The sequence below is a fragment of the Bradyrhizobium sp. Ash2021 genome (assembly GCF_031202265.1).
GTDB lineage: Bacteria > Pseudomonadota > Alphaproteobacteria > Rhizobiales > Xanthobacteraceae > Bradyrhizobium.
Window position 1 is genome coordinate 2,050,261 of the sequence record NZ_CP100604.1, and the last position, 25,080, is coordinate 2,075,340.

Sequence of the window (25,080 nt, forward strand, 5' to 3'; positions counted from 1 at the left end):
ATCCCGAGCGGATCGTGTGACGACAACGTTACAATCAAACTTACTCTTTGGGTTTCGCGATCAGGCCGCTTGCAACCGGTAATTCATGGTTCATAATCCCCGCTGGCGCCGTCTTGTGCCGCCGTCAGGCGCGCACGGAAAATCACTCCGGGGAAGGCAGGCATTGCTGTCGTCAGGGAGAAAATTCGCCGGATCGTGCATTGGCGTTTCGCCCCGCCGCTGCACCATCATCGCCGCGATGGCCGCATTGGTGCTTCTGCCGATCGAGGTCAGCGAAGCCGGCTGGCTGTCGGATGTCTTCAAAGGTCCGTCCAAGCCTAGCAAATCGCCAAAGCGCGTCGCGTCGCCAAAGTCAGCCACTTTGGCGAAGTCCGCCGCGGCGCCAAAGCGCCACACTGTAAAGCTTGCCGCCCTCGGGCCGGTCGCCTTGAGCCCTTCCGCTTTGAAACCGGTCGCATCCACGTGCGATCCCCAAAAATTCCGGATCGTTCTGGATGTGGGACATACTGCCGATTCGGAAGGCGCGATCAGCGCCCGCAACGTCGCCGAGTTCCTCTTCAACCTGCGGCTTGCGCGGCGGATCGAGGAGAAATTGAAGGCCGAAGGCTTTGCCGGGACCAGGTTGCTCGTGACCGAGGGCAAGGCCAGGCCGAGCCTGGTCAGGCGAGTCGACGCGGCCAACAAACTGCAAGCCGATCTGTTCCTGTCGATCCACCATGATTCCGTGCCCAACTCATTCCTCGAGAACTGGGAATTCGAGGGCAAGAAAAGCCATTTCAGCGACCGCTTCAGCGGTTATTCCGTCTTCGTCTCCCGCGACAATCCGGACTTCAAGACCAGCCTCTCGTTTGCCGAACTGGTCGGCAAGGAAATGAAGGCCGAGGGCCTGCAATATGCCCAGCAATATACCCAGGCCATCATGGGTCGGTACCAGCACCCGCTGCTGAACAGGGAAACCGGCGTCTATAGCTACGATCAGCTCATCGTGCTGAGAAAAACCCGGATGCCTGCGGTCCTGCTCGAGGCGGGCTCGATCATCAACCGGGACGAAGAGCTCAAGATGGAATCGCCCGAACGCCGGGACATCATCAGCAGCGGCGTCACGGCGGCCGTGAAGGAATTTTGTGATCCTCGATGGGCCATCCTCGGTCCGCTCTGATGACGCGGTGACGGCCCCACCTCGCATCCCCCGGATTTTGGCATTGATGCCGTGAGGTGATCGCCTCAGGCGCGAAGACGCCGCTTTATGCTTTCTCCGTCGAAATAGGCGAAAGCGATGCTCGTCAGGCCGCCCAGCACGGACCAGAACACCAGACTCGTCAGCGTCACGGCAACCACGAACTGGTGGGACAGTGAACTGGGCACGTTGGTGTCGACATGTTCAAGTTCCGGCGCCCCGATCAGATGGGGCAACACAATGAGCATCAGTCCTGCGATCGAGGCCGGCACGGACCGGCGGAAAACAACGAGCCCGAGGCCCGCTGCCGTCGCCAGCGCAGCCACGCCCCACCAGATCTGACGCGACAGCAATGGTGCCGTTGGCACGCCCGGCAATTCCGGAGGCAGACCAATTCCGGGGGCGATCGTGAAGACGACGAAGCCTGCCAGCCCCCACATCAAGCCTTCATGCCACGACACGCTCTCGCCCGTCGCGCCGCTCCGCACCGAGAAGAAGCCGGCGAGCAGCAGCGCAAAACCAATGGCGGTCAGCACGTTCGCGGCCGCAGTGTAGGCGTTGCGCTCCAGCCCGTCCCTGGGCTCCCATGCCTCCGCGGCGTGCACATGGTCCGAATGGCTGTGGCTGGCGACCGTTTCCTGCGGACTTGCCGCGGCGTGCGCGCCTTGATGAGCCTCGACCGCCTTCTCGAAGACCTCGGCCTTCAAAATCAACGGTACCGTGCCGAATTGCTGGAGCCCGGTAACGATCAGGCCAACGGTGAAACCGGCAATCACCGATGCAAACACGATCGAACGAAAGGTGCCCATGCGACCTGATCAATGGCAGGGGAAAGCGTTCGAATGGCGCACGTCGTGTGCGGCGTTGTGAACGACATCGATATTGGAGAAGCCCACGACGCCCACGATGAAGAGGCCGAGCATCATTGCCATCAGCGATTGGGCAAGCCGACCAACCTGGCCGGCCGCGACGGGCAAATGCGTGACCTGGGACTGAGTCATGGTTGTTCTCCGCGGTTGATTTGGTTCGACTCTAGCAATATTCGGGCGATGTCGCGACTCGTTAGATGAAGATTCGTGCCGGCCGGGATGCATTTGCGCGCTATCTTGAGGCTGGCGGCCGCTCTGAATGCGTCTTCGAATTCCCCGAAATAGGCAAGGCAGGCTTGCGGCGTCGGTTCCGCACCCAGCAACGTCCGAAACGCGCCGCGGTGAACGGCACAGGTCGCGGCTTGATCCCTGATCGGGAAGACCAGGGATTCGATGTCGGTGCGCCAGCGAGCTTCCTCTTTCAAGTCGAAACCGCGCGACCTCGACCAAACCGGTCGATCAGACGGACGATCTCAACGGCGCAGGAAACCGTCAGCAGCGCGAAACGGAACATCGATGCACGACGCGGTTCGACTGGATGAAGGCGAAAACGGTCGGCGGGAGGCGGCGGGACCTTGAGAGCCATCAGTGATCTCCTTCAGGGAATTCTAGTACATTTGCCGGGCCGCGACAGCCCGGCTGAGTTCGGTCCAGCGCCTGCATCGGGACGACAAGGGCGCATCGCGCCGCGGGGGCCGCAGACCCGTGGTCGAAATTAGGGGCGTCATTGCGAGGAGCGAAGCGACGAAGCAATCCATTCTTCCTTTGTGCGGCGAGATGGATTGCTTCGCGGAGCCTGTCATCGGGCGCGCATTCGCGCGACCCGTTGGCTCGCAATGACGTGAAGGTGCTGCGTCGGGCGCCTTCAGCGGCACCTTTTTCACGTCTCGCCCAAAATCATGTCGGCGCAGGCGCCGCCGGATTGCACCACGCCGGTATAGCCGCCGAAACCGGCAAAGGCCGACGCGAGATAAAGTCCTGATACCGCCGTGCGTGGCGAACGGACCGGGGCGTGCCCGTTCAGGGGCGGCAGCGTCGGCGCAAATCCGTAAACGGCGCCATCGGGCGCGTTGAGATATTGCCGCACCGACAGCGCGGTATTGAACGACGATGCGACCACGCCCGAGGCGATGCCCGGATAGAATTTGTCGAGATAGCGAAGCATCGCCTGCTGCCACCGCCCGCGCTTCTCGCGATAGGCATCCAGATCCGAACTGTCCCAGTTCGACAGCCAGTCCGGCCCGAACACCGACAACACATAAGGCGGCGCGGGTACGCCGGAATCGATCGCGGCGTAATCGACGATCGACATCGGCGGCATTCGCTCAGTGGGCTCGTCCGCCATCAAGGTCGCGCCGCGCCCGTAATCGGCCAGCCGCTGCATGTCGTCCGGCAGCAATTGCGTGGAATAGGCCGTGACGCCGTATTCGCGCGGCGGCTTCGATAGCCCGAGCGTCAGCGCGAACAGTGAAATCGACGGTGTCAGGCCGGCGTGGCCTCTGGTCAATTTCGCCGCCGCGTCTTCCGGCATCAGCGGTGCCAGCGCGGCCGGCGCCGCGCCGCCGATGATCCGCGTGCATTCCGCTATTTGCGCGTCGCTGCCGTCTTTGGCGGTGTGGGTGATGGCGCTGGTCCGGCCCTGCGGGTCGAGCGCGATACGGGAGGCAACGCGGCGCACCATCACCTCGCCGCCGGCTGTGCGAACGGCGCGGGCCAGCGCGCTCGAGAGCCGCTGCGAGCCGCCCTGCACGAAGCGTCCGCCGCTCAAAAGGTAACTTCCCTGCGCCCTGGCAAAGAAGCTCCACCACAGCGATCCCGGGTCGTCGTGGAAATAAGAAAGATTGGCCGCCAGCGCGCATTTGACGGCTTCATTGTCGCCGAACAATTGATCGAGTTTTTGCGACAATGACTGCGGCGCTTCGTCGGATGAGGCTGCGGCCGCCGCGGACGCGATGCTCTCCATTTCGTCGAGCAGTTGCTGGATACCGGCCCGCGCCGCCGGAAATCGCTTGGTCAGCGCAGTCCGCGCCGCGGCAAAATTGTCCGGCAGCACAAACGGTTTTTCGAGCGGGCCGCCGCGCACTTCGTAGAGCGCGCCGGCCGGGATCCATTTGACGGCATCGAGCACGCCGGCGCGCGTCAGCACGGCGTGCTTGGGATCTCTGCTATCCTGAGGGTTGCTGGTTTCCTGCAACGAACCTTCGATGAAGAGATCGCCGGACTTGTAGCTCGACGCCGCGCCGCCCACCGAGTTGCTGCGCTCGATCACAAGCACTTTGCGTCCGGCGCGTGCGAGGATCGCCGCCGCCGTCAAGCCGCCAAGGCCGGCGCCGATCACCACTACATCATAACGCGCCATTCGGCCTGAACCCCTGGAACCCGTGTACGGAGATGGTTCATTGCCGCAATGGCGCAGCGTGTCAAACGCGCTGACGGCATGGCGCAAGTGCTCTATAGCGTTTCCAGCGAAGTGGATACCGGTTCGCGTGAAGAAAACGCGTCAAAAATAAATAGAGCCTCCGTTCCGATCCAAATCGGAACGGAGAAGGCTCGGAAACTGTCCCGGGAGTTATGAAAACGGCCTATTTCCAGACCGATTTGTCGGCATCCCAGCGCTGGCCTTTGAACTCCTTGGCCAACGCGTCGACCGAGCCGTTGTCGTTCTTGGGCTCGCCGCCTTCCTCGTCGCCGCTGGACTCTTCGGACAGGTTCAGCCGGGGACCCGCAGCTTCGTCCGATGTCGTGATCACCGGGCTCGAGATCCACAGGATCAGCCGGTCGGATGCGCCCGGTTTGTCCGGCGACACCAGCGCCGTGATCTCGACGCTCTCGGTGAGGCCCAGCGCGGGATAGACCTGGCTCGGACGCTTGAAGGTCAGTTTCAGTTTTCCGGTATTGGCGTTCCACGCCGCGGCGTCCGCTTTCGCCGCAAGCGTCCTGGCCAGCACGCTGGAAACCGCCGACGCGATCTTGTCCTTGTTGATCTTGTCGCCGTCGCGCCATTCCGCGGCGGCAAAGCGGATGGTGCGATCCATCTCCATGCTGCCGCTGGTCCAGCCGGCCGCAATCACGCCGGGCGCCGACTTCGCCCTGGCGATCAGGGCGGCGGCGTGATCGGGATCGACGGTGAGGTTGATGGTCTGCTCGCCGGCGCGCATCGCATCGCAGGACACGGTGAGGCTGCCAAGGCCGACCTCGACGGCCTCGCCCTTCAGGCTCTTCAGGTAGTCCAGCGCCGCGTCGAGCTTGACCCGCACGCCGACTGATTCCGGCGAGACCTCGGTAAAGTCCTTAGGAGCCGGCGTGATGCCGTCATCGGTGGTCTGGTTGTCGAGAAACTCCTTCTCGCTGAGATCGGAATTGTCCGAAGACGTCACCTCGGTCACGGTCTGGCCGACGGTGATCTGGCCGCGGAATTCGAAACTGTCGCCGGTGGGCTTGCGCGTCAGCTTGATGGTGACCGGCAGTTTATCGCTGACGGTTTGCGTGGCGCCGGTCAGGTTCTGGCCGTTGACGGCGAGGTTGGCGACAAACCGGTCCTTGCGGTCGGAACCTTTCTCGGCGGGGTAGCAGACATCGAGCACGGCCGCGGTGACGTTCTTGCCCTGGCGGGTTTCCTTCAGGACCACGTCGGCATTGCCGTCCATCAATCCGTCGATCGAGGTGAAATATCTAACCTCGTTGGCGCCGGGCGCGGCCTTGGAGGGGAGTTTCATCTGGGCCAAGGCGAAGTCCGGCGAGGCCGTCACCAGACCGAACAGGCAGAGCAGGAGCGCGCGCATCTGAAATTCCTCGAAAGGACAGAATCGGTATGGTCGTAGTTACCAAACCTCGATGTCATTAGCCAAAAAGAAGGCCGCCCGGAGGCGGCCTTCGATTTCATCAGAGGTAACGGACGGGGGCTTTAGAAGCCCATGCCGCCCATTCCACCCATGCCGCCGCCACCACCGCCCGGCATCGGAGCCGCCGGCTCCTTCGGCAGTTCGGCGACCATGGCTTCGGTGGTCACCAGCAGGCCGGCCACGGAAGCCGCGTCCTGCAGGGCGGTGCGCACCACCTTGGCCGGGTCGATGATGCCCTTGGTGACCATGTCGACATATTCCTCGGTCTGGGCGTCAAAGCCCCAGGTCTCCGACTTATTCTCGAGGATCTTGCCGACCACGATCGAGCCTTCGACGCCGGCGTTCTCGGAGATCTGGCGGACCGGGGCTTCCAGCGCTTTCAGCACGATATTGATACCGGCCTGGACGTCGGAATTGTCGTTGGTGAGACGGCCGACCGCCTTCTTGGCGCGCAATAGCGCCACGCCGCCGCCGGGCACGATGCCTTCCTGCACCGCGGCGCGGGTCGCGTTGAGGGCGTCCTCGACGCGATCCTTCTTCTCCTTCACCTCGATCTCGGTCGCACCGCCGACGCGAATGATCGCGACGCCGCCGGCGAGTTTTGCCAGACGCTCCTGCAGCTTCTCGCGGTCGTAGTCCGAGGTGGTCTCCTCGATCTGCGCCTTGATCTGGCCGACGCGGGCTTCGATGTCCTTTTTCTTGCCGGCGCCGCTGACGATCGTGGTGTTTTCCTTGTCGATCACCACTTTGCGCGCGCGTCCCAGCATGTTGATGGTGACGCTTTCCAGCTTCATGCCGAGCTCATCGGAGATCAGCTGACCGCCGGTCAGGATCGCGATGTCTTCCAGCATCGCCTTGCGGCGATCGCCGAAGCCGGGCGCCTTGACGGCGGCGACCTTGAGCCCGCCGCGCAGGCGGTTGACCACCAGCGTCGCCAGCGCCTCGCCTTCGACGTCTTCGGCGATGATCAGGAGCGGGCGGCCAGACTGCACCACCGCTTCGAGCACCGGCAGCATCGACTGCAGGCCGGACAGCTTCTTCTCGTGCAGCAGCACGTAGACGTCCTCGAGCTCGGCCGTCATCTTCTCGGCATTGGTGATGAAGTAGGGCGACAGGTAGCCGCGGTCGAACTTCATGCCCTCGACGATATCGACCTCGGTCTCGAGCGACTTGTTTTCCTCGACAGTGATGACGCCTTCGTTGCCGACCTTCTGCATCGCCTGCGCGATCATCTTGCCGATGGCGGCGTCGCCATTGGCCGAGATAGTGCCGACCTGGGCGACCTCGGCGGAGGACGCGACCGGCTTGGCGCGCTTTTCGATATCCTTGACTACGGCCGCGACCGCGATGTCGATGCCGCGCTTCAGGTCCATCGGGTTCATGCCGGCGGCGACCGACTTGCCACCTTCGCGCACGATCGCCTGCGCCAGCACGGTCGCCGTGGTGGTGCCGTCACCGGCGGTGTCGTTGGTCTTGGAGGCGACTTCGCGCAGCATCTGCGCGCCCATGTTCTCGAACTTGTCCTCGAGCTCGATTTCCTTGGCGACGGTGACGCCGTCCTTGGTGATGCGCGGGGCACCAAAACTCTTTTCGATGACGACGTTGCGGCCCTTGGGGCCGAGCGTCACCTTCACTGCGTTGGCGAGGATATCGACGCCGCGCAGCATGCGATCGCGGGCGTCTCCGGAAAATTTAACGTCTTTGGCGGCCATGGTTGATTGCTCCTGGGAAATGAACCTCATCCTGAGGAGCGGGCCTTGGCCCGCGTCTCGAAGGATGAGCTTGTGGAATGTCACCATTCGAGACGGCAGCTTCGCTGCCTCCTCAGGGTGAGGTCAGTGTGTTGTCAGGCCAGCACGCCCATGATGTCGGACTCCTTCATGATCAGGAGCTCCTCGCCGTCGAGCTTGACCTCGGTGCCCGACCATTTGCCGAACAGCACGCGGTCGCCGACCTTGAGATCGATCGGGATCAGCTTGCCGGCTTCGTCACGGCCGCCCGGGCCGACCGCGGTGACTTCGCCCTGCGAGGGCTTTTCCTTGGCGCTGTCGGGAATAATGATGCCGCCCTTGGTCTTCTCTTCGGCATCGATACGCTTGACCACGACGCGGTCATGCAGCGGACGGAATGTGGATTTAGCCATGACATTTCCTCTTGGAGGCTTGGTTTCAGGTCTGGTTCATTGAGACTGGCGCGTAATGCCGGCTGGTCGACACCGCGGGGCAGGAGGCCCCACGCCTTTAGCAATCATGGTATTGGAGTGCTAATTGTGGGTCGGGGAATATGGCTTGGCGCCGATCCTGTCAAGCAAGAGGGTTTAAGGCCTTGGTGAGGCCAATATAGGATGCTCACTGGGAAACCAAATCGGAGCGGCGACGTATTTTAATGGACGTCATTGCTCCGGCTGACGTTTTGCGCTTGGCTGCATGACGGGTGCGGCCGGGAAATTGCTCGGGGGAATGCGATGATCGGGTTACGGAATGCGCGCGCGGTTGCCAACCTGGCGGCCGCCTCGGCGCTGTCGATATTCCTGGGGGCGTGCGGCAGCATGAGCCTGCCGTCGCTATCGTCGAACACCACGGCTGAACCGACGGAACCCGGGGTCGCCCCGGAAATGCCGGCGAGCATCCGGGCCGACGAAATCGTCGGCCGTTGGGGCCTCGCCTCGTTCCAGAATCCGACGGATCGCGCCCGCACCGAAAAGATGGCGAAGGACCAGTGCAGGCAACCCTACGTGATCGGCGCCGGCCAGTCCGGCGGCGTGGTCATGCATCTGGCCGACCAGGCGACGCCGCAGGAACTGCGGCTGAAGGGCAGCCCGAGCGGCAAGAATTACATCGGTCCGGCGGGGCCGACCCCCGGCGAGCAGGACCGCGAGATCGTCTCGTTCGACGGCCGCGTCCTGATCACCCGCTTCATCGACAAGGATGCCGCGACCCGCTACGGCAACATGGTCTATGTCCGCTGCGCGCCAAGGGCGTGATTCCCGACGTGTCATTCCGGGGCGATGCGCAGCATCGAACCCGGAATCTCGAGATTCCGGGTTCGCCTCTTCGAGGCGCCCCGGAATGACGGCGTAAACCAAGCGTTCCAATAAAAAAACGCCGGCATCGCGCCGGCGTTTCGTCGTTCGGAGGACGGTGCCGCCGGGAGTTGCCCCGACGCGTCCAAAATTCAGTCGAACAACGCGTCGATGTCGTCCTGGGAAGCGTGACCGACGTCGCCGTCCAGCTTCGGGCCGTTGAGCAGCTTGGCGTCGCCTTCGCGGTGATCGACGATCGGCGCCGCGTGGGCCTTGATGGCGTCGACGCCACCCCAGATTTCCATCATCACGGTGATGTGGCTTTCGATGAACTTCATCGCACCCATCACCTTGCTGATGCGCTGGCCGGTGAGATCCTGGAAGTTGCAGGCCTCGAAGATCGAGATCACGCGTTCCTGGATTTCCTCACTGAGCAGCTTCTGCTGGTCCGGCGAGGTGTTCTTGGACAGCGCGGTCGCAGCCTGATCGATCGCCTCGGTGGCTTCGAGAATCTGCTGGGTGGCCTGTTCGGTGCCGCCGACCACGGCGCCGAGCTCGCCATTGACCTTGGCCATTTCGCCGCCGTCGAAGCTCTTGCCGTGCAGGGTTGCGATTTCGCGCTTGGTGCGGTTGATGGCGTCGTGGATCAGGTCGAGCTCGACCTTGAGCTTTTCGCACTGCTCGATCTGGGCGCGATAGGTTTCCAGGAGCGTGTGGGCTTCGGCAACCTCGCGCGCGACCGACGCTTCGGCGGTTTCGGTCACCGCGGCGCGGCCGGTGCCGTTGGCCATCTGGGCGCGGATGGAGCGGAGCTCGGCCATGATCTCGCGATGCATCGGGCCGATGTCCTCGCCGTCGGCGGACATTGGGACTTCGCCCATAATGGCTTCTTCAATACGAAAACGCTTGCGACTGACCGACATGAGTTTTTTCCCACCCCTTCACTCCCAATGTTTTACGCAGATGCGATTTAACGTGAGGTTCACGCGCGGGAACAGGCCGCCGCGTCTTTGCCCGCCGCTGCACACCATCGATTAACCATCCGCGGCCTGCGTTCACTCAAAATAAACGCTACCGGACAAATCCGCGCGCGATTGACGACGTGGTGAATCGAAACGCCGTTTCCGTTTACCAAACCGATGCGGTTTTGATTTTAATTGATCGCGTGCAACGGCGGCGTTCAGACGCTCCCAAGAACTGAACAGTGACGAAACAGTACAGAGTACGTCGATGAAGAAAATGTCCCTTGCGCTGCTGGCCAGCGCGTCCTTCCTGGTTGCGGGTCCTCATCAAGCACTGGCGATCGATGTCGCGCCGCTTCCCGAACCTGCAATAGTCTACGCCAATCAGCCCGCGCCGCCGGCGCCGGTGCGGATGGCCTCCGCCGAACGCTCCAACATGGGCGGCGGCTTCATCGAATTCCTGTTCGGCGACGGACCGGGGCAAGGCAACCTGCAGCAGCCGATGTATCAGCAGCAGCCTGGATACGGCGCGCGGCGTTCGCTGCTGCCGCCGATGGACCCGCAGCAATCGATGCCGCAGCAGGAAGAAGCGGCCGATCCCGCGCAGCGTCCGTTCGATCCCAGATATGAAAAGCAGGTGGTCGAGTATCACGGCAAGGAAGGCGCCGGCACCATCGTCGTCGACACGCCGAACAAGTTCCTGTTCCTGGTGCAGGGCGACGGCAAGGCGTTGCGCTACGGCATCGGCGTCGGCCGGCCCGGCTTCACCTGGTCCGGCGTCAAGACGATCTCGGCCAAGAAGGAATGGCCGGCCTGGACGCCGCCGCCGGAAATGCTGGTGCGCCGTCCCGACCTGCCGCGGCACATGGAAGGCGGTCCGCAAAATCCGCTCGGCGCGCGCGCGATGTATCTGGGATCGTCGCTCTATCGCATCCACGGCTCCAACGAGCCCTGGACGATCGGCACCAACGTCTCGTCCGGCTGCATCCGGATGCGCAATGAAGACGTGATGGATCTCTACGGCCGCGTCGGCGTCGGCACCAAAGTCGTCGTCATCTGATTGCGGGGAACTCAATCAAAAACGGCCGCTCGATCGAGCGGCCGTTTTCTTTTTGAGGGATGAATCGGCTCAGGCGTAGTCAGAACCGCCGTCGTCATCAAACCCGTCGGAATCGTGATCCATGTCGTTGTCGTTGTCGTCGTCGTTCGACCCCTGGTCGAGCAGGCCGGCGCGCGAACTGGAGCCATCGTCGGCGCGCTGTCCGGAGGAACCGATGTCGTTGATCCCGGCATCCCGCGCCAGGTCGCTGCCCGATTGATCGCTCCACGGCTTCTGGCTGCCGCCAAGTCCGGTAGAATCGGCGAAGGCTTGATGGCCGCCGCCGCCCATCATCGAACGGATGCTGCCGAGCAGCAGCGATCCGCCGACCATGCCGGCCGCGGCCGCAGCCGCGGTTCCCAGGAACGAGCCGCCACCGCCGATCGGAGATTGAGGCGCGCCATAGGACTGACCGCCATAAGGCTGGCCGCCATAGGACTGGGACTGACCATACGGCGGCTGATTATATTGTCCGGGCGATTGCGACTGCTGCAACACCTGGCCGCTGTTCCATACCGGGCGGCTGCCCATATCGGGCGCGCGGACGTTGGGCACCGAACCATGCGGCGGCTGGCCTTGCCCGAAGATTGCGTCGCGCATCGAATCGAGGAAGCCGCCGGATTGACCTTGTCCGGATTGATTCTGTTCAGGCGAAAGCACCGCTTCCAATTCCTGGATGTGGGCATTGGCGCGCTTCAGCGCTTCGTCCTGCACCAGCGCCGTCTGCACCAGCGCGTACACGGAGTTGGGCGCCTTGCGCAGCCCCTGCATGATCGCGGACATGGCCTCGGGATCGCGCGGGGTGTTCTCCAGTTTGGCGAGCCGGTCGAAAAGATCGTCAATCAGTTGGCGTTCTTGCGGTGTCATGGCCTTCTCCCTCGCGTCGAATGGGTGTCGAAGCGCGCTGCAGATGTAGGCGGGCTTTGTGTTCGCAAGTAGTGGGAGGGTGGATTAAATTTCGGTATGCGACAAAACGGCCGCCCGGCTTTCCTCACCGATATTAATCCAGTGTAACATTATTCGCGGCCAGTAGCGCCGGGAAATCGGTGCCTGCCAGATACGTGTGTTCGGCTTCGCGCTGGGTGGTCAGGGCATCGAGGCTGACGAGGGTTTCATCGACGAAGCCGGGATGGCACATCACGAGGCCGCCCTCCGGCAAGCAATCGAGGAACTGGCGCATCAGCACGCCGAAATCCGGCTGGCCGGTGAAATCGTAGGCACCGGCGAAGGCGGGGTTGAAGGCGATGTTCGCGCGCGAAGCCTTCTTGCGAAATTGCGCACTCAGGACGTCGAGCACCAGCGCCTTGGGCGCGCCGAGCCGTTGTGCCAGCGGTTGCCGGCGTCCGCCCTGACGAACCCAGGCGCCGGGCGCGGCTTCCCTGACGGCTTGCAGAAATGCGTCGCGGATCTGCGGAAACAATTGCACATGCTGGTGGCCGTCGACGAAATCCGGGTCGCGGCCGAACAGATCCTTGAACGCCGTGAGCTGGACCATCAGCTCGGCATGGATGATCTCGGGATCGAGCCGCCGCAACAGGCCTGCGCGCAACATCTTCGGAAACGGCAGAAACATGCCGCCGTCGATCGGCCGGAAGTGCATCGTCAGCGGACGGAACGGGGCTGTCAGGGTCGCGTGCAGCCCGATCGCGCAGCGCGGACGGTCGGCGGCGACGCGCTGCAGTGCGGCGACCTCGTCACGGCCGATCGCGGCACCGACCACCATCGCCGATGTCGCATTGAGACGGCCGCGCGCGATCAGGTCGCGAATGCCGCGGTTGACGCCTTCGCTGAGACCGTAATCGTCGGCGCACAGCCAGATCCGGCGCGAAGGCGCGGCGTCGTTCATTCGGCGGCGGTCCGCTCGCCATCGCGTTCAGCCGGTTCGGCTTCAGCGCGCTTCTCGCTGTGTTCGGCAACGAAATAGATCGGACGCGCTTTCAACTCCGACAGGATCTTGCCGATATATTCGCCGACAATGCCGATCATGATGAGCTGCACGCCGCCGATGGTCATCAGGCCGATCACCAGCGAGGGATAGCCGGGAACCTGCTTTCCGGTGGTCCAGACCTCCCACAGGATGGAGAGGCCGAACAGGAAAGCCCCCGCCGCCAACACGACGCCGAGCAGGCTGGCAAACCGTAGCGGCGCCACCGAGAAAGAGGTCAGCCCTTCGATCGACAGGCCGACCAGCCGGCCCGCGCTGAATGTGGTGACGCCATGCGCGCGCGGCGCCGGCTCGTAGTCGACGCGGATCTGGCGGAAACCGATCCAGGTCGCGAGCCCCTTGAAGAACCGGTTGCGCTCGGGAAGCTGCTTCAGCGCGGCGGCTGCGCGCGGCGACAGCAGGCGGAAATCGCCGGCATCCTCGGGGATTTTCTGCCGCGCGCCCCAATTGATCAGCGCGTAGAAGCCGTGCACCGCAAGCCGGCGCAGGAACGATTCATTGTCGCGATGTGCCTTCGCCGTATAGACGACGTCGTAACCGTCATCGATCCAGTGGCCGACGAGCCTCTCGACCAGGCTCGGCGGGTGCTGGCCGTCGCCGTCCATGAACAGGACCGCGCCGCGCCTTGCATGGTCGAGTCCCGCCATCAGCGCCGCTTCCTTGCCGAAATTGCGCGACAGCGACACCACCTGGACGTCGAGCGCATCCGCCGCGAGGCCGCGCGCAATGGCGAGCGTGGCGTCGGCGCTGCCGTCATCGACATAGACCACTTCGCAGACGAGGCGGTAACGGCCCCTCAGCGTTTTGGCGAGGCCGACCAGCCGCTCGTGCAACGGTGCGAGCCCTGCGGCCTCGTTGTACAGCGGCACGACGATCGACAGCCCTTGCGCCGCAGCATTGGCCGCGGTGGTCGACAGGCTAGAAACGTCCGTACCCAGCATCATCGGTCAGGTTCCAAAGTTCCCATGGCAGCATATGCTACTCGCCGCTTGCTGTCGCAACCATGAACGAAAACGCCTCACGGCCGCAGGAACGCCTCGAGTTTTGCGAACAGCGGGTTTTCGCGGTCGAGCACATAGTCGAGCGAAGCCACCGAAACCGTGTCGGCGCCATGCTGGCGAAGGAAGCTGCCGAGCGCGTAAATGTGCATCGGCGGGCAGTGCAGCGTCAGCATTCCGGAAGAGGTCGGTCCGCCGAACGGCGCGACCACGCCGAAACGATTATGCGCTTCGGTTAGCAGCGCGTCGTTGCAGCCGGCAAAACGGGTGCGGACCTCGCGGTACTTGCTGGCGCGGGCGCGGGCGGCGATGTGATCGAGGATGACGCGCGCGGTTTCGCGCGCTTCGCTCGACCAGTCGGCGTCCTTTGAGGCCACGAGGTTGGCCTGGCTGCGCAGGATGACGCCGTCGTCGAGCACCTTGAGACCATTGGCGGCGAGCGTCGCCCCGGTCGTGGTGATGTCGACGATCATCTCGGCGGTGCCGACCGCGGGCGCGCCTTCGGTGGCGCCGGCGCTCTCGACGATGCGGTAGTCGACCACGCCGTGGGCGGCAAAGAAGCTCCGGGTCAGGTTGATGTATTTGGTCGCCACCCGCATCCGCCGGTTATGCTGGGCGCGGAAGCCGGTGGTGACGTCGTCGAGATCGGCCATGGTGCGGACGTCGATCCAGGCCTGCGGTACCGCGACCACGACATTGGCGCTGCCGAAGCCCAGGGTGTCGATCAGCAGAACGCGCTCGTCGGCATCGGCGATGCTTTCGCGCACCAGATCCTCGCCGGTGACGCCGAGATGCACCATGCCGCGCGAAAGCTGGGAAGCGATCTCGCTCGCCGAGAGATAGGCGATCTCGACATGGTCGAGGCCCGCGATGGTGCCGCGATAGTCGCGCGCGCCGCGCGGTTTTGCCAGCGACAGCCCGGCGTGCGTAAAGAACGCCTCGGCGTTTTCCTGCAGGCGGCCTTTGGAGGGAACCGCGAGGACAAAGGGCGCGCTCATGACTGCTCCCCGCGCGCGGGCATGCCCAGCTGCGTCAAGGTTTCGACCCAGACCGAGAATCCGACCGCGGGGATCGGGGAGGCGGCGCCGAGCTGGGTCATCAATCCATCATAACGGCCGCCCGCCACCAGCGGCTCGAGGCCATTGCCCCTGGCGTGCAACTCGAACTCGAAGCCGGTGTAATAATCGAGGCCGCGCCCGAACGAGGTGGAAAAACGCGTCAGGCCGGTGTCGATGCCGCGCGCGGCCATGAAGCCGACGCGGCTTTCGAACTGATCGATCGCAGCAGTGATATCGAGCTTGGCGTCCTCGGCCAGCGCCCGCAATTGTGCGATCGAGTCATCGGGATCGCCTGCGATTGCAAGGAAGCGCTTGATGATCCCGAGCGCATCGCGCGGCAGCGCGCCGCCCTTCAAGGTCGATTGTTCGAGGAAGCGGTCGGCGATTTCGGCAACCGTGCGGCCGCCGACATTGGTGGTGCCGGCGATCGACATCAGGTCGGTGACCAGCGCCAGCGCCGCCTTGCGGTCGGAGCCGGCAAGGGCCGCCAGCACGCCCTCATATTCGTTGCGGCCGGGTGCGGTCGCCAGCGTCAGCCGCTCGATATCCTCGGCGAGACTGACCTTGCGGTTGAAATCCTTGATCAGCCGCCGCCGCCAGACCGGATAGAGCCCGAGCGCGTCGATCAGTGCGTTGAACAGCGCGACGTCGCCGGTGCGGATTTCGACATCCTTCAACCCAAAGGCGGTGGTCGCCTCCAGCGCCAGCGCCAGCATTTCCGCATCCGCCGCGGCGCGATCCTGCCGGCCGAAGGATTCGATGCCGGCCTGCAAGAACTCGCTCGGCTGGCCGCCGCGATAGCGGAACACTGCGCCGAGATAGCTGAAACCCTGGGGCTGCCCGGCCTGGCCGGAGGCCAGATAGTCCCGCGCCACCGGAATGGTGAGATCGGGACGAAGGCACAGCTCCTCGCCGCTGGGGTCGGTCGTCAGATAAAGGCTCTTGCGGATGTCCTCGCCGGAGAGATCGAGGAACGGCTCGGCCGGCTGCAGGATGGCGGGCTCGGCCCGGATGTAACCGGCCTGCGCAAAAGACAACAGCAGTGCGTCCGCCCATGCGGCGGACCCGGTGGCACCACTGACGGCGGCGGTCACGGTCATTTCGACGTCCAAGTAGTCCCGAAAATCGGGTTCCAGAGGGGTTGCGGTGGTTCCAAGGGCTCGGCTGGCGCAGCCCTTAGCACGGCCAAAGCGGGGTTTCGACAGCGATTGGCCAAGTGGCCTAATGCCAGTGGCTTAATGACCGGGTGCGTTAACGATTTTAGCCGGATTTGGCTAGCCCGATCCGCCCCAGTCGCCACGCGCCGCCTGTACCAGTGCCAGCGCCGCGACGCCGGCGGTGTCGGCCCGCAGGATCCGTGGTCCCAGCGCAAGCCTCAAGGTTTGCGGCTGCCGCAACAACAGCGCGCGCTCCTCCTCGGCAAATCCGCCCTCGGGGCCGATCAGGACGTCGATCCCGGCCGCGGCCGCGGCTCCCTGCAGCGCCTGCAACGGATTTTCGACCTCGGCGGCCTCGTCGCAAAACACCAGCAGCCGCGTGCTCTCGCGCTGGCTCAGGAAGCGATCGAAGGGCACGGGCTCGGCGACCTCGGCCAGGCTCAGGATGCCGCATTGCTCGGCGGCTTCGATGACATTGGCGCGCATCCGCTCGCCATTGACCCGTGAGACCTGGGTGAATCGCGTCAAAACCGGCTGCAGCGACGACGCACCCATTTCGACCGCCTTCTGCACCATGTAGTCGAGCCGCGCATGTTTCAGCGGCGCGAACACATAGGCGATGTCGGGCAGGCGATCCTGCGGCCGGGTTTGGGCTGTGATCGTCAGGCTGTCCGGCCGTTTGCGGCCCGCAATCTCGGCCTGCCACTCGCCGTCGCGTCCGTTGAAAACCAGGATCGATTCGCCGGCGGAAAGCCGCAGCACGTTGCCCAGATAGTTGCTCTGGTTCCGCTCGAGCGTGACCGATTGCCCCGGGCTCAAGGGGGCATCGACGAACAAACGGGGGGCGCGAAAGTCGAGTTCAGGCATTTGCGAGGTCCAATCCGTGCCGCCTTCTAGGTGTAAAACGCCGTTATTCGGAAATCCTGCTTCGATCCGCAAGACCGCTGGGGCTTTGATGATCCGCCACTTGATTGTGCCTCTGACCCCTGCCGCTGTCGCCCTTCAAGCGGGTCAGGTTTTCGCGCGGGGCGCATTTGCCGCTCCGCTGCCCGGTCAGGACGATTCGCCCGCGGCGGCAATGACAGCGCGCCCGATTCGGCCGCCTTCGGCGTCGACCAACAGGCCGGGGCCCGAAAGTCGAGTTCAGGCGGCGCTAATGGCCCGATCGGCGCCGCTTTTAGCCTAAAGCGTTAGAATCCAGAGGCGATTTTTGACCGCAGCGCGGCCCTGCGCCGCGCTGTTGCCCAATTCGACGGGTTGTTAAGGGGCCCCAGCAATCGTAAAATGCTTTATCGCAAGTCGTGCTTCGATCGAAAGACGTTGGGGCCCGCTGGACCTTGCCGGAGAAACACCCGTGATCATCCGTCGCCTGATTGTGCCGCTGACCTTAGCCGTGACCATCCATGCTGGTCAGGCCTTCGCGCAGGGCGCGTTCCCGGCGCCGCTGCCCAATCAATCCGTCCAGCCCAACGATCCCGCATTTCCGCCGGTTAACGGCGCAGCGCCATCGGCCTCCATCGGCGCTACGCCGTCCGCATTTCCCTCCGGCGGAGCCGCGCCGATCTCCGGCTCGGCGTTCGAGCGCGGACCGGCGCCGCCATCCGGCGGTGCGGCGGACGCTTGCATGAAAGGGTTCATTCCCCTGCGCGAAGAGGCGGAGAAGCGCGGCAAGCTGATCAAGGCCGCGAGCGAGCGGCATGCGCCACCGGATGAGGCCTGCAAGCTGATCGGAAATTTCGGCCAGTCCGAAATCAAGATGATCAAATACATCGAAGCCAACTCGGCCAAATGCGGAATTCCGCCGCAGATCGGCGATCAGCTCAAGGCCGGCCACAAGAACACCGAAGGAATGCTGAAGAAGGTCTGCGCGGTGGCGCAGCAGGCGCAGACGCGTGGGCCGGCCGCGCCGAGCCTGAGCGAAGTGCTCGGCTCCTCGGCGTCGGCTCCGGAAGCGACGCCGACGCAAAAGGGCGGCAGCACGTTCGATACGCTGAACGGCAACGTTCTCACGCGATGACCTGTCCAAGATGAGCGACGCCACCGCCCGCGTCGCCGATGCGACCGGCAACTGGGTCGACACCCGCGCGCCGTCGTGGTCGCGGCCCTATTTGCGGCTCTCGCGTTTCGACCGGCCGATCGGATCGTGGCTGCTGTTGATGCCATGCTGGTGGTCGGCGGCGCTGGCTGCCGACGTCTCGCGCGCAATCGGCCAACTGCCCCTCGTCGTCGTGCTGTTCTTCATCGGCGCCTTTGTGATGCGCGGGGCGGGGTGCACCTGGAACGACATCACCGATCGCGATCTCGATGCAAAAGTCGAGCGGACGCGGTCGCGGCCGATACCGGCTGGCCAGGTGAGCGTGCCGCAGGCGCTCGCCTTCCTGGTGCTGCAGGCGCTGATCGGGCTGCTCGTGCTGCTGCAATTCAACCGCTTCGCGGTCATGACCGGCATCGCCTCGCTGATCATCGTCGCGGTCTATCCCTTCATGAAGCGCATCACCTGGTGGCCGCAGGTCGTGCTTGGGCTGGCCTTCTCCTGGGGCGCGCTGATGGGATTTGCCGTCATCCTCGGACGGATCGACCTGACCGCGCTCGCGCTCTATGCCGGCTCGATCGCCTGGGTGATCGGCTACGACACCATCTACGCGCATCAGGACGCCGAGGACGACGCGCTGATCGGCATCAAATCCACCGCGCGCCTGTTCGGCGCGCGCACCCATCGGGCGCTGGCAGTGTTCTACACGCTCGCGGTCGCGCTGATCGGCATTGCGCTGGTGCTGGCGGGGGCGCGATGGCCGGCATGGATCGGGCTTGCCGCGTTCGCGGCGCATCTGGTCTGGCAGATCAGGCGATTGGAGATCAGCGATCCCGCGCTATGCCTGCGGATCTTCAAATCCAACCGCGACGCGGGGCTGCTGCTGTTTGCGGGATTGCTGGTGGATGCGGTGATGCGGGCGAGCGTGTAAAGCGTTCATACGCCCCGTCCACCATCTAACCAGAAGGTTCACTCACATACTGGGGGCACGCGGCAGCTCTGGCCTTACGTCCGCTTTCAGCGACACAGCGGACATGACCGGATTTGCTGCTGGCTCGACCCGGTCGCGAATAACCCAAAACGGTCATTGGCTGGATCGCTTCTGACGCGGGTACGCACTTGACAGGCGCTCGCAGACATCCATATACCATCCATGTAGATGGTGAATGGATGGTAACAATCATGGCTGACAATGTCCACGAACTCCGACCAAAGCCCGCTGACACCGAGAAAATCACGATCAATCTTGGTTATGTCGATCTTGGTCACGTCGATTTAATGGTGCAGGAAGGGTTCTACTCGAACCGTACCGACTTCATTCGGACCGCAATCCGCAACCAGCTCGAACGCCACGCAGACGTGGTCAAGCAGTCCACGGCACGAAAAAGTCTGGACCTCGGTCTGCGGAACTACAGCCGCGAGGATCTCGAAGCGGCGCGGCGAGCCGGCGAGAAGCTGCACATCAATGTTCTAGGCCTTGCCACTATCGCCCAAGACGTCACACCCGAGCTTGCTCGAGCGACGATTGCCTCAATCTCCGTGCTGGGAGCTTTGCATGCCAGTCCGGCGGTCAAGGCCGCTCTCGCCGACAGGACGCGGTGAAGGCGATGCTAAAACAGGACATAGTTCGCGAAGCCACACGCCTCACGCGCGCGGGCCAACTCGTCGAGGCCACCGCACTCCTTCAGCGCATGCTTCGCGGTGAGAGCGCACCAGAGGCGACATCGCGCACCACCGGTGGCATCGCTCTTACAGGACGCGAGCCGCCAATCATTGACGCGAAGGCCAATACTATTGAGGAGACAGATAGTGCGCACTTAGCGCGGGTCACAACCGCTCAACCGCGCATGCTCGGCGCGTTGCTCGATCGCACAAAGGAGCGCTCCGGGCTCGGAATGCGAAGTGTGATTAAGCGCGCCCCGCTGTCCACGCGGGACATCGTGCCGGAGGGCGCAAGGTTCATCGACGGTACCTACAGCAATCCTGCGGGAAGCCGTGCCTACAGGCTCTTCATCCCCAGCCGTTATCAGGGGGAACCGCTTCCTTTGGTCGTCATGCTACACGGCTGCACCCAGTCGCCAGATGATTTCGCCGCCGGTACGAGGATGAATTTTATCGCAGAAGAACAAACTTGCTTTGTGGTCTATCCTGCACAGCGCAGCGAGGCAAACCAGGCGAAATGCTGGAACTGGTTTCGCACAGCCGACCAGCAGCGGGGCAGAGGTGAACCTTCGCTTATCGCGGGCATCACTCGCCGAATCATGCGCGACTATTCGGTTGACCCAAAACGCGTCTACGTTGGTGGACTGTCGGCCGGAGCGGCCGCTGCTGCTATCATGGGAGCAACGTACAACGATCTGTACGCGGCAATCGGCGTACATTCTGGCCTCGCCTGTGGGGCCGCCATTGACCTTCCCTCTGCGTTTGTCGCCATGCGACAAGGTGGCGGGTCCGATGACAGGGTAATTCTAGGTGACGGGCCACCTGTCCCGACCATTGTTTTTCACGGTGATCGCGACATCACAGTGCATCCAAACAACGGCGATCATATTCTTGAGCAGTCTATGAGAACAACGAACACGCAAAAGAAGGTGCATCGCGGGCGGGTACCCGGAGGACACGCCTTTACCCGCACGATCCATACCGATGCGAGCGGACGCGGAATTTTTGAGCACTGGAACATCCATGGAGCTGGACACGCGTGGTCGGGAGGCAGCCCTGCTGGCTCTTACACTGATCCGCGAGGACCGGACGCCACGAGGGAAATGCTGCGTTTCTTCCTCGATCATTCGCTCCCACAGCAGGCAGGTTAGAGTTCGTCCGTTCGTGGCACATCGCGTCATTTCACGGCGGCGCAATTATTCGGTCGCTTTCGGTGCGAATCGGACATCCGCAAGCCGCGCTTGCAGAAACCTGATTTGCTCGCCTCAATCTCGCGCGATGATCTCGCGCTCGCCCTGATAATTGTTGTCCGGATTTGCCGCTGGCTCGACCCCGGTCGCGAATGACCCATAAGAGACGTCGGGAACTTGCTACGCTGCCGTCCTGTTTTTGATTTAGATCAACGTAAGCAGCCTCATCGACCGTCAACGGCCGCCTACCAGCAGCGCGGGAGAAGCCGCTGCAGCACGCGAGAAAGGCCACCATTCGCGGACGTATGGAACCATTCGAAACCGTGACGCGTTGAACGACCCTACCCGCGTAATGTTCCGCGGGCCGCACAAGACGTTGTCGCGGTCGCGGCTGGCCGGAGGCACCGCTGTGTCGCCAACCCTTCGCTTGTCAGTAGGCTCACACCTCGCGGCGATCGCGGTCGGCGCTGTTGCCGCGGCAGCATATCTGACTGTCTATTCGAACAACCCGCAATCGCTTGCAGACTACATCTCAGCAATCTGCGCGAAGCCTTTTGGTTCCGCGCCTGCCGCGGAGGCTCCGTACCTCGCCGAGAATGTCAGCGCGATGACAAAGATGATGATCGACATGGGTATCAGGCCGTCGGGCGATGTCGATACCGACTTTGTGGCGATGATGGTGCCCCACCATCAGGGTGCGATTGAGATGGCGCAGGCCGAACTCCGTTACGGACGCAATGAGCCACTCCGGCGCATGGCTCAGGAAATCATCGTCACCCAGCTGCAAGAGATCACTGCGATGCGGTTGTCGCTGGGCCAAGCACTGCCGCCGTCGGTACCGTCGCCTGATCAAATCCCGCCCGCGGCAATGAGCGATTCGAAAATCGAGTAATGCACAACATCTGGTAAAGGAGCAGTGATATGGGACGCAGCTCAATTGTGGTCGTTCTGTTGCTCACGACAGCTCTTATCGGTGCCCGCTACGCCGTCGCCGGTCAGGCGCCGTCCGCCGCTTCCGATCCCGACATTCCCATCAGCCATCAAGATCGCGTCTACTCCGCTGAACAGTACTCGAACACCGTCTCCGTCACCGATCCCGTCGACAACAAGCTCGTTGGCACCATCCGTCTCGGCGATCCGCTGCCGGCCAATCTCAGTCCGCTCTATAAGGGCCAGCTGTTGGTGCACGGCATGGGGTTTTCGCCCGATCATCGCACCATTGCCGTTGTCGCCATCGGCTCGAATGCGGTGATCTTCATCGATACCGCGACCAATAGTGTAAAGCACATAACTTATGTTGGGCGCTCTCCGCACGAACCGTTCTTTACCATGGATGGCAGTGAGGTTTGGGTCGTCGTCCGCGGCGAGAACTACGTCTCCGTACTGGACGGCACAACTTACGAGGAGAAGACACGGATTACCGTTCCCAACGGTCCGGGCATGACGATCTTCTCCCCCGACGGCAAATACGGCTATGTCTGCTCATCCTTTACACCAGAGACCGAAGTCATCACCGTTGCCGATCACAAAATCGTCGGCAGGGTTCCGCAAGCCAGCCCGTTCTGTCCCAACATCGCCGCAACGCCGGACAGCAAGCAGGTCTGGTTTACCCTGAAAGACACCGGCAAGACCCAAGTGTTCGATGGGCAACCGCCATTCGCGCTCTTGAAGACCCTCGACACCGGTCCGATCACCAACCACGTCAATATCGTGCGCAATGCCAACGGCATGTTCGCCTATGTCACTATCGGCGGACTCAACGAAATTAAGGTGTTCCGCACTGACAATTTTGAGCAGGTCGCGACCATTCCGGTGGGTAAGTTACCGCACGGTATCTGGCCATCCGGGGACGGCACGCGAGTCTATGTCGGCCTCGAGAACGAGGATAAGGTAGCCGCAATTGATACACTAAAGAACGAAGTGATCGCGACTAGTCCGATCGGCCAAGCTCCGCAAGCCCTCGTATACGTGCCCGATGCCGTGCCTGCGGTGAGCGGCACCCTCAACGCGGCAATGACCAGAATGATGGTCATCCCCGAAGGTCTCGGAACCAACAACCTGCAGCCACTCGGCGTGGCTGGCCAATCGGCGCAGCTGTGGCTCGCGCTGCCGGGAGCAAACAAAGAGGAGAAAGCGCCCACCAGCGTTTCGCTGTCGGATCAGGGCTTGGTGCAAGTATTAGAGGCCGCGGTCACCGGGCTCGAGCCAGGAAAGCCATATCTGCTTGCGCTGGCGAGTGAGCCGTCGGGGACCGGCGTTCTCGAACCACTGCAAGGATTCATGACCAACCCCGCGGGCGCAGCCGTTGTTAATGCAATCGGACCAATCCGCCAGTTAGTGCGTGGCGAGGACAAGATCCCGCGTCGCTACCTGGTGATCCTTCCCGGCACTCCCGATAACCACGGTGCTGCCGTTCAAGTCCAAACGGAATGAAGGGATTCTGACGCTGCACGATGACATGATTTGCTGCAGTTCGGCGCAGTCCCGAGCCTCGGAGAAGGCGATGCGACGAGGCGATTTCCAGCAAAGGGTTATCCGCCGCTAAACCGAATGAGGGAGATGCGACAATGAAGAAAAGCACGCCGATCAGTCTGGTTATTTCAGTGTCGATCGCCGTCTTGGCGGCCGGTGTCGCGATTTCCGCGCAGGACAAATACACTGTGCAAGTGCCGAATGGGCTCGCGTTCTCTGAGTTCAGGGGATACGAGGACTGGCCGGTGATCGCGATCAGTGAGAACGAAGGCGTAATTGCTGCGATCGTTGGCAATCCGGTGATGATCGACGCCTATAGGCAGGGCGTGCCCGACATTGGCAAGCCTTTCCCAGACGGCGCAAAGATGGCGAAAATTCATTGGAACCCGAAAAAACAAGAGGCGTACCCCGGTCAGCCAACGGTGCCAGGTACCCAGCATGACGTTGATTTCATGGTGAAGGACAGCAAGAGGTTCGCGGACAGCGGCGGATGGGGATGGGGTGCGTTCGACTATGACGCGGCGTCCGATACGTTTAAGCCCGCCACCGTGGCGGACAATCCGCCCCAGGAAAACGACGCGAAGTGCGGGTTCGCGTGCCACACGGTGGTGCAGAACCGCGACTACGTATTCACGGAGTATGGAAAGAGGTGAGTATCGGATAGTGTTGACGGACGGTCGTGACGACTGCGCCGAACAGTGGTTGATGTCCGCACATGGCACATCGCGTCATTTCGCGGCGATGCAATAATTCGGTCGCTTTCGGTGCGAATCGGAAATCAGCGAGCCGCGCTTGCAGAAGCCTGATTTACCCGCCCTAATCCCGCGCGATGATCTCGCGCTCGCCCTGATGGATATTCGCAGGGTTGAGCAGGTCGCCGCCGCGGCGCCGCACCAGAAATTTCGGACGCCGCGCGCGGATCGCGTTGTGACGCCGGCGCCGGACCGCCGGTTCGCTCGGCTGGTCTTCCGGCAATTGCGGCAGCTGGAAGATGTCGCTCCACATCTGCCAGGCGGAAGTAATCTCCTCGCGGTCGGAGCTCACGCCGAGTGGGATGTTCAATGACGGGTCGCGATGGACCAGCACCAGCATCTGCGCGTCGTCGAGGCCGCGCAAGGCAACACCGAGAAAGTCGCTGACGCGAACGTTGACGGCCATCTGCATGCCCTGGACGGCACGGTGCAGCACGACGCGTTCGCGGTGAAGTTCGATTCTCCGCACGCCGCCGTCTGCGCGGGTATCCTGCGCATGGAAGCTGAGCGGAAGAGAAAGAGGGTCGAGCCGCATGACACGGCTCGACCCGGCGGGATTGATCCCGCTTGTTGATGTTTGACGCCTCACGGCTTTAGTCTCCCCGCCAGGATTATGTTCCCGGTCGATAGCTGAGACCTTAGCGGAGCTGTTTCCGTTTCGCCTTAAAAAGACTGGTTAACCCGCCGTGACCTGCCCTTCATCCGCTCGCATGATTGACAAGACCTTGGCTCACATGATTGACGAGACCTTGCTTGATTATCGAAATTGTTTGGCTTTTCCGGCCGCAAAATGCTTGAAATCCCTGTGAATCAGGCACATCTGGTGGGCCTGCTGATCTGCGT

25 protein-coding genes are annotated in these 25,080 nt (G+C 62.8%); 10 read left to right on the top strand and 15 right to left on the bottom strand.

Features of this window, described 5'->3' with window-relative positions; translation table 11 throughout:
• Positions 1 to 90: 90 nt before the first annotated feature.
• Complete coding sequence (locus NL528_RS09860) at positions 91 to 396, bottom strand: hypothetical protein (protein ID WP_309182506.1); 306 nt, start codon at positions 394 to 396, stop codon at positions 91 to 93.
• A 100-nt stretch (positions 397 to 496) separates the two neighbouring features.
• Here NL528_RS09860 and NL528_RS09865 point away from each other — a divergent pair, with 100 nt between their 5' ends.
• Positions 497 to 1,159: an N-acetylmuramoyl-L-alanine amidase gene (locus NL528_RS09865; protein WP_309182507.1), complete on the top strand. Its 663-nt coding sequence runs from the start codon at positions 497 to 499 to the stop codon at positions 1,157 to 1,159.
• A 65-nt stretch (positions 1,160 to 1,224) separates the two neighbouring features.
• Here the strand turns inward: NL528_RS09865 and NL528_RS09870 are convergent, their stop codons facing one another.
• The 6 genes from NL528_RS09870 to groES all read right to left on the bottom strand — a co-directional run bounded on the left by NL528_RS09870 (position 1,225) and on the right by groES (position 8,031).
• The gene (locus NL528_RS09870; protein ID WP_309182508.1) at positions 1,225 to 1,953 is read right to left on the bottom strand and encodes a CbtA family protein; all 729 of its coding nucleotides are present in this window, start codon (positions 1,951 to 1,953) and stop codon (positions 1,225 to 1,227) included.
• A gap of 42 nt (positions 1,954 to 1,995) precedes the next feature.
• Positions 1,996 to 2,178, bottom strand: a complete 183-nt coding sequence (locus tag NL528_RS09875) for a CbtB-domain containing protein (protein ID WP_074278932.1) — start codon at positions 2,176 to 2,178, stop codon at positions 1,996 to 1,998.
• Between the two features lie 748 nt (positions 2,179 to 2,926).
• Positions 2,927 to 4,405, bottom strand: a complete 1,479-nt coding sequence (locus tag NL528_RS09880) for an FAD-dependent oxidoreductase (RefSeq protein WP_309182509.1) — start codon at positions 4,403 to 4,405, stop codon at positions 2,927 to 2,929.
• Between the two features lie 223 nt (positions 4,406 to 4,628).
• On the bottom strand, positions 4,629 to 5,828 hold the full coding sequence (locus NL528_RS09885; protein ID WP_309182510.1) for a hypothetical protein: 1,200 nt from the start codon (positions 5,826 to 5,828) through the stop codon (positions 4,629 to 4,631).
• Positions 5,829 to 5,950: 122 nt separating this feature from the next.
• Positions 5,951 to 7,600: a chaperonin GroEL gene (gene groL / locus NL528_RS09890; protein WP_309182511.1), complete on the bottom strand. Its 1,650-nt coding sequence runs from the start codon at positions 7,598 to 7,600 to the stop codon at positions 5,951 to 5,953.
• A gap of 134 nt (positions 7,601 to 7,734) precedes the next feature.
• Positions 7,735 to 8,031: a co-chaperone GroES gene (groES, locus tag NL528_RS09895; protein ID WP_074278937.1), complete on the bottom strand. Its 297-nt coding sequence runs from the start codon at positions 8,029 to 8,031 to the stop codon at positions 7,735 to 7,737.
• Positions 8,032 to 8,352: 321 nt separating this feature from the next.
• Here groES and NL528_RS09900 point away from each other — a divergent pair, with 321 nt between their 5' ends.
• Positions 8,353 to 8,871: a hypothetical protein gene (locus NL528_RS09900; RefSeq protein ID WP_309182512.1), complete on the top strand. Its 519-nt coding sequence runs from the start codon at positions 8,353 to 8,355 to the stop codon at positions 8,869 to 8,871.
• Positions 8,872 to 9,062: 191 nt separating this feature from the next.
• Here the strand turns inward: NL528_RS09900 and NL528_RS09905 are convergent, their stop codons facing one another.
• A complete protein-coding gene (locus tag NL528_RS09905; RefSeq protein ID WP_309182513.1) occupies positions 9,063 to 9,833 on the bottom strand; it encodes a protein phosphatase CheZ in 771 nt (256 codons plus the stop codon).
• 307 nt (positions 9,834 to 10,140) lie between these two features.
• On the opposite strand from NL528_RS09905, the gene NL528_RS09910 reads away from it, so the two are divergent.
• Positions 10,141 to 10,932 (top strand): L,D-transpeptidase, encoded by a 792-nt coding sequence (locus NL528_RS09910; RefSeq protein ID WP_309182514.1) that lies wholly within the window; start codon positions 10,141 to 10,143, stop codon positions 10,930 to 10,932.
• 69 nt (positions 10,933 to 11,001) lie between these two features.
• Here the strand turns inward: NL528_RS09910 and NL528_RS09915 are convergent, their stop codons facing one another.
• The 6 genes from NL528_RS09915 to NL528_RS09940 all read right to left on the bottom strand — a co-directional run bounded on the left by NL528_RS09915 (position 11,002) and on the right by NL528_RS09940 (position 16,996).
• Complete coding sequence (locus tag NL528_RS09915; RefSeq protein ID WP_309182515.1) at positions 11,002 to 11,838, bottom strand: DUF2076 domain-containing protein; 837 nt, start codon at positions 11,836 to 11,838, stop codon at positions 11,002 to 11,004.
• A gap of 133 nt (positions 11,839 to 11,971) precedes the next feature.
• A complete protein-coding gene (locus NL528_RS09920) occupies positions 11,972 to 12,817 on the bottom strand; it encodes a ChbG/HpnK family deacetylase (RefSeq protein WP_309182516.1) in 846 nt (281 codons plus the stop codon).
• Positions 12,814 to 13,860, bottom strand: coding sequence for a glycosyltransferase family 2 protein (locus tag NL528_RS09925; RefSeq protein WP_309182517.1), 1,047 nt, complete (start codon positions 13,858 to 13,860; stop codon positions 12,814 to 12,816). The genes NL528_RS09920 and NL528_RS09925 overlap by 4 nt, the downstream gene beginning before the upstream one ends.
• 74 nt (positions 13,861 to 13,934) lie before the next feature.
• Positions 13,935 to 14,912: an ATP phosphoribosyltransferase gene (gene hisG, locus NL528_RS09930; RefSeq protein WP_309182518.1), complete on the bottom strand. Its 978-nt coding sequence runs from the start codon at positions 14,910 to 14,912 to the stop codon at positions 13,935 to 13,937.
• A complete protein-coding gene (locus tag NL528_RS09935) occupies positions 14,909 to 16,072 on the bottom strand; it encodes an ATP phosphoribosyltransferase regulatory subunit (RefSeq protein WP_309182519.1) in 1,164 nt (387 codons plus the stop codon). The genes hisG and NL528_RS09935 overlap by 4 nt, the downstream gene beginning before the upstream one ends.
• A gap of 174 nt (positions 16,073 to 16,246) precedes the next feature.
• Positions 16,247 to 16,996 (bottom strand): 16S rRNA (uracil(1498)-N(3))-methyltransferase, encoded by a 750-nt coding sequence (locus NL528_RS09940; protein ID WP_309182520.1) that lies wholly within the window; start codon positions 16,994 to 16,996, stop codon positions 16,247 to 16,249.
• A 490-nt stretch (positions 16,997 to 17,486) separates the two neighbouring features.
• Between NL528_RS09940 and NL528_RS09945 the strand changes: the two genes are divergently transcribed.
• From NL528_RS09945 to NL528_RS09975, 7 genes are all read left to right on the top strand, one after another.
• On the top strand, positions 17,487 to 18,146 hold the full coding sequence (locus tag NL528_RS09945; RefSeq protein ID WP_309184845.1) for a hypothetical protein: 660 nt from the start codon (positions 17,487 to 17,489) through the stop codon (positions 18,144 to 18,146).
• A 10-nt stretch (positions 18,147 to 18,156) separates the two neighbouring features.
• Positions 18,157 to 19,092, top strand: a complete 936-nt coding sequence (gene ubiA / locus NL528_RS09950) for a 4-hydroxybenzoate octaprenyltransferase (protein ID WP_309182521.1) — start codon at positions 18,157 to 18,159, stop codon at positions 19,090 to 19,092.
• Between the two features lie 251 nt (positions 19,093 to 19,343).
• Positions 19,344 to 19,763, top strand: a complete 420-nt coding sequence (locus NL528_RS09955; RefSeq protein WP_309182522.1) for a CopG family transcriptional regulator — start codon at positions 19,344 to 19,346, stop codon at positions 19,761 to 19,763.
• Positions 19,764 to 19,768: 5 nt separating this feature from the next.
• Positions 19,769 to 20,974: a PHB depolymerase family esterase gene (locus tag NL528_RS09960; RefSeq protein ID WP_309182523.1), complete on the top strand. Its 1,206-nt coding sequence runs from the start codon at positions 19,769 to 19,771 to the stop codon at positions 20,972 to 20,974.
• Between the two features lie 391 nt (positions 20,975 to 21,365).
• The gene (locus tag NL528_RS09965) at positions 21,366 to 21,905 is read left to right on the top strand and encodes a DUF305 domain-containing protein (RefSeq protein WP_309182524.1); all 540 of its coding nucleotides are present in this window, start codon (positions 21,366 to 21,368) and stop codon (positions 21,903 to 21,905) included.
• 29 nt (positions 21,906 to 21,934) lie between these two features.
• Positions 21,935 to 23,446: a YncE family protein gene (locus tag NL528_RS09970; protein ID WP_309182525.1), complete on the top strand. Its 1,512-nt coding sequence runs from the start codon at positions 21,935 to 21,937 to the stop codon at positions 23,444 to 23,446.
• Positions 23,447 to 23,580: 134 nt separating this feature from the next.
• On the top strand, positions 23,581 to 24,138 hold the full coding sequence (locus NL528_RS09975) for a cytochrome P460 family protein (RefSeq protein WP_309182526.1): 558 nt from the start codon (positions 23,581 to 23,583) through the stop codon (positions 24,136 to 24,138).
• A gap of 163 nt (positions 24,139 to 24,301) precedes the next feature.
• Here NL528_RS09975 and NL528_RS09980 read toward each other — a convergent pair whose 3' ends face one another.
• Positions 24,302 to 24,826: a DUF6101 family protein gene (locus NL528_RS09980; protein WP_074278950.1), complete on the bottom strand. Its 525-nt coding sequence runs from the start codon at positions 24,824 to 24,826 to the stop codon at positions 24,302 to 24,304.
• Positions 24,827 to 25,080 lie beyond the last annotated feature (254 nt).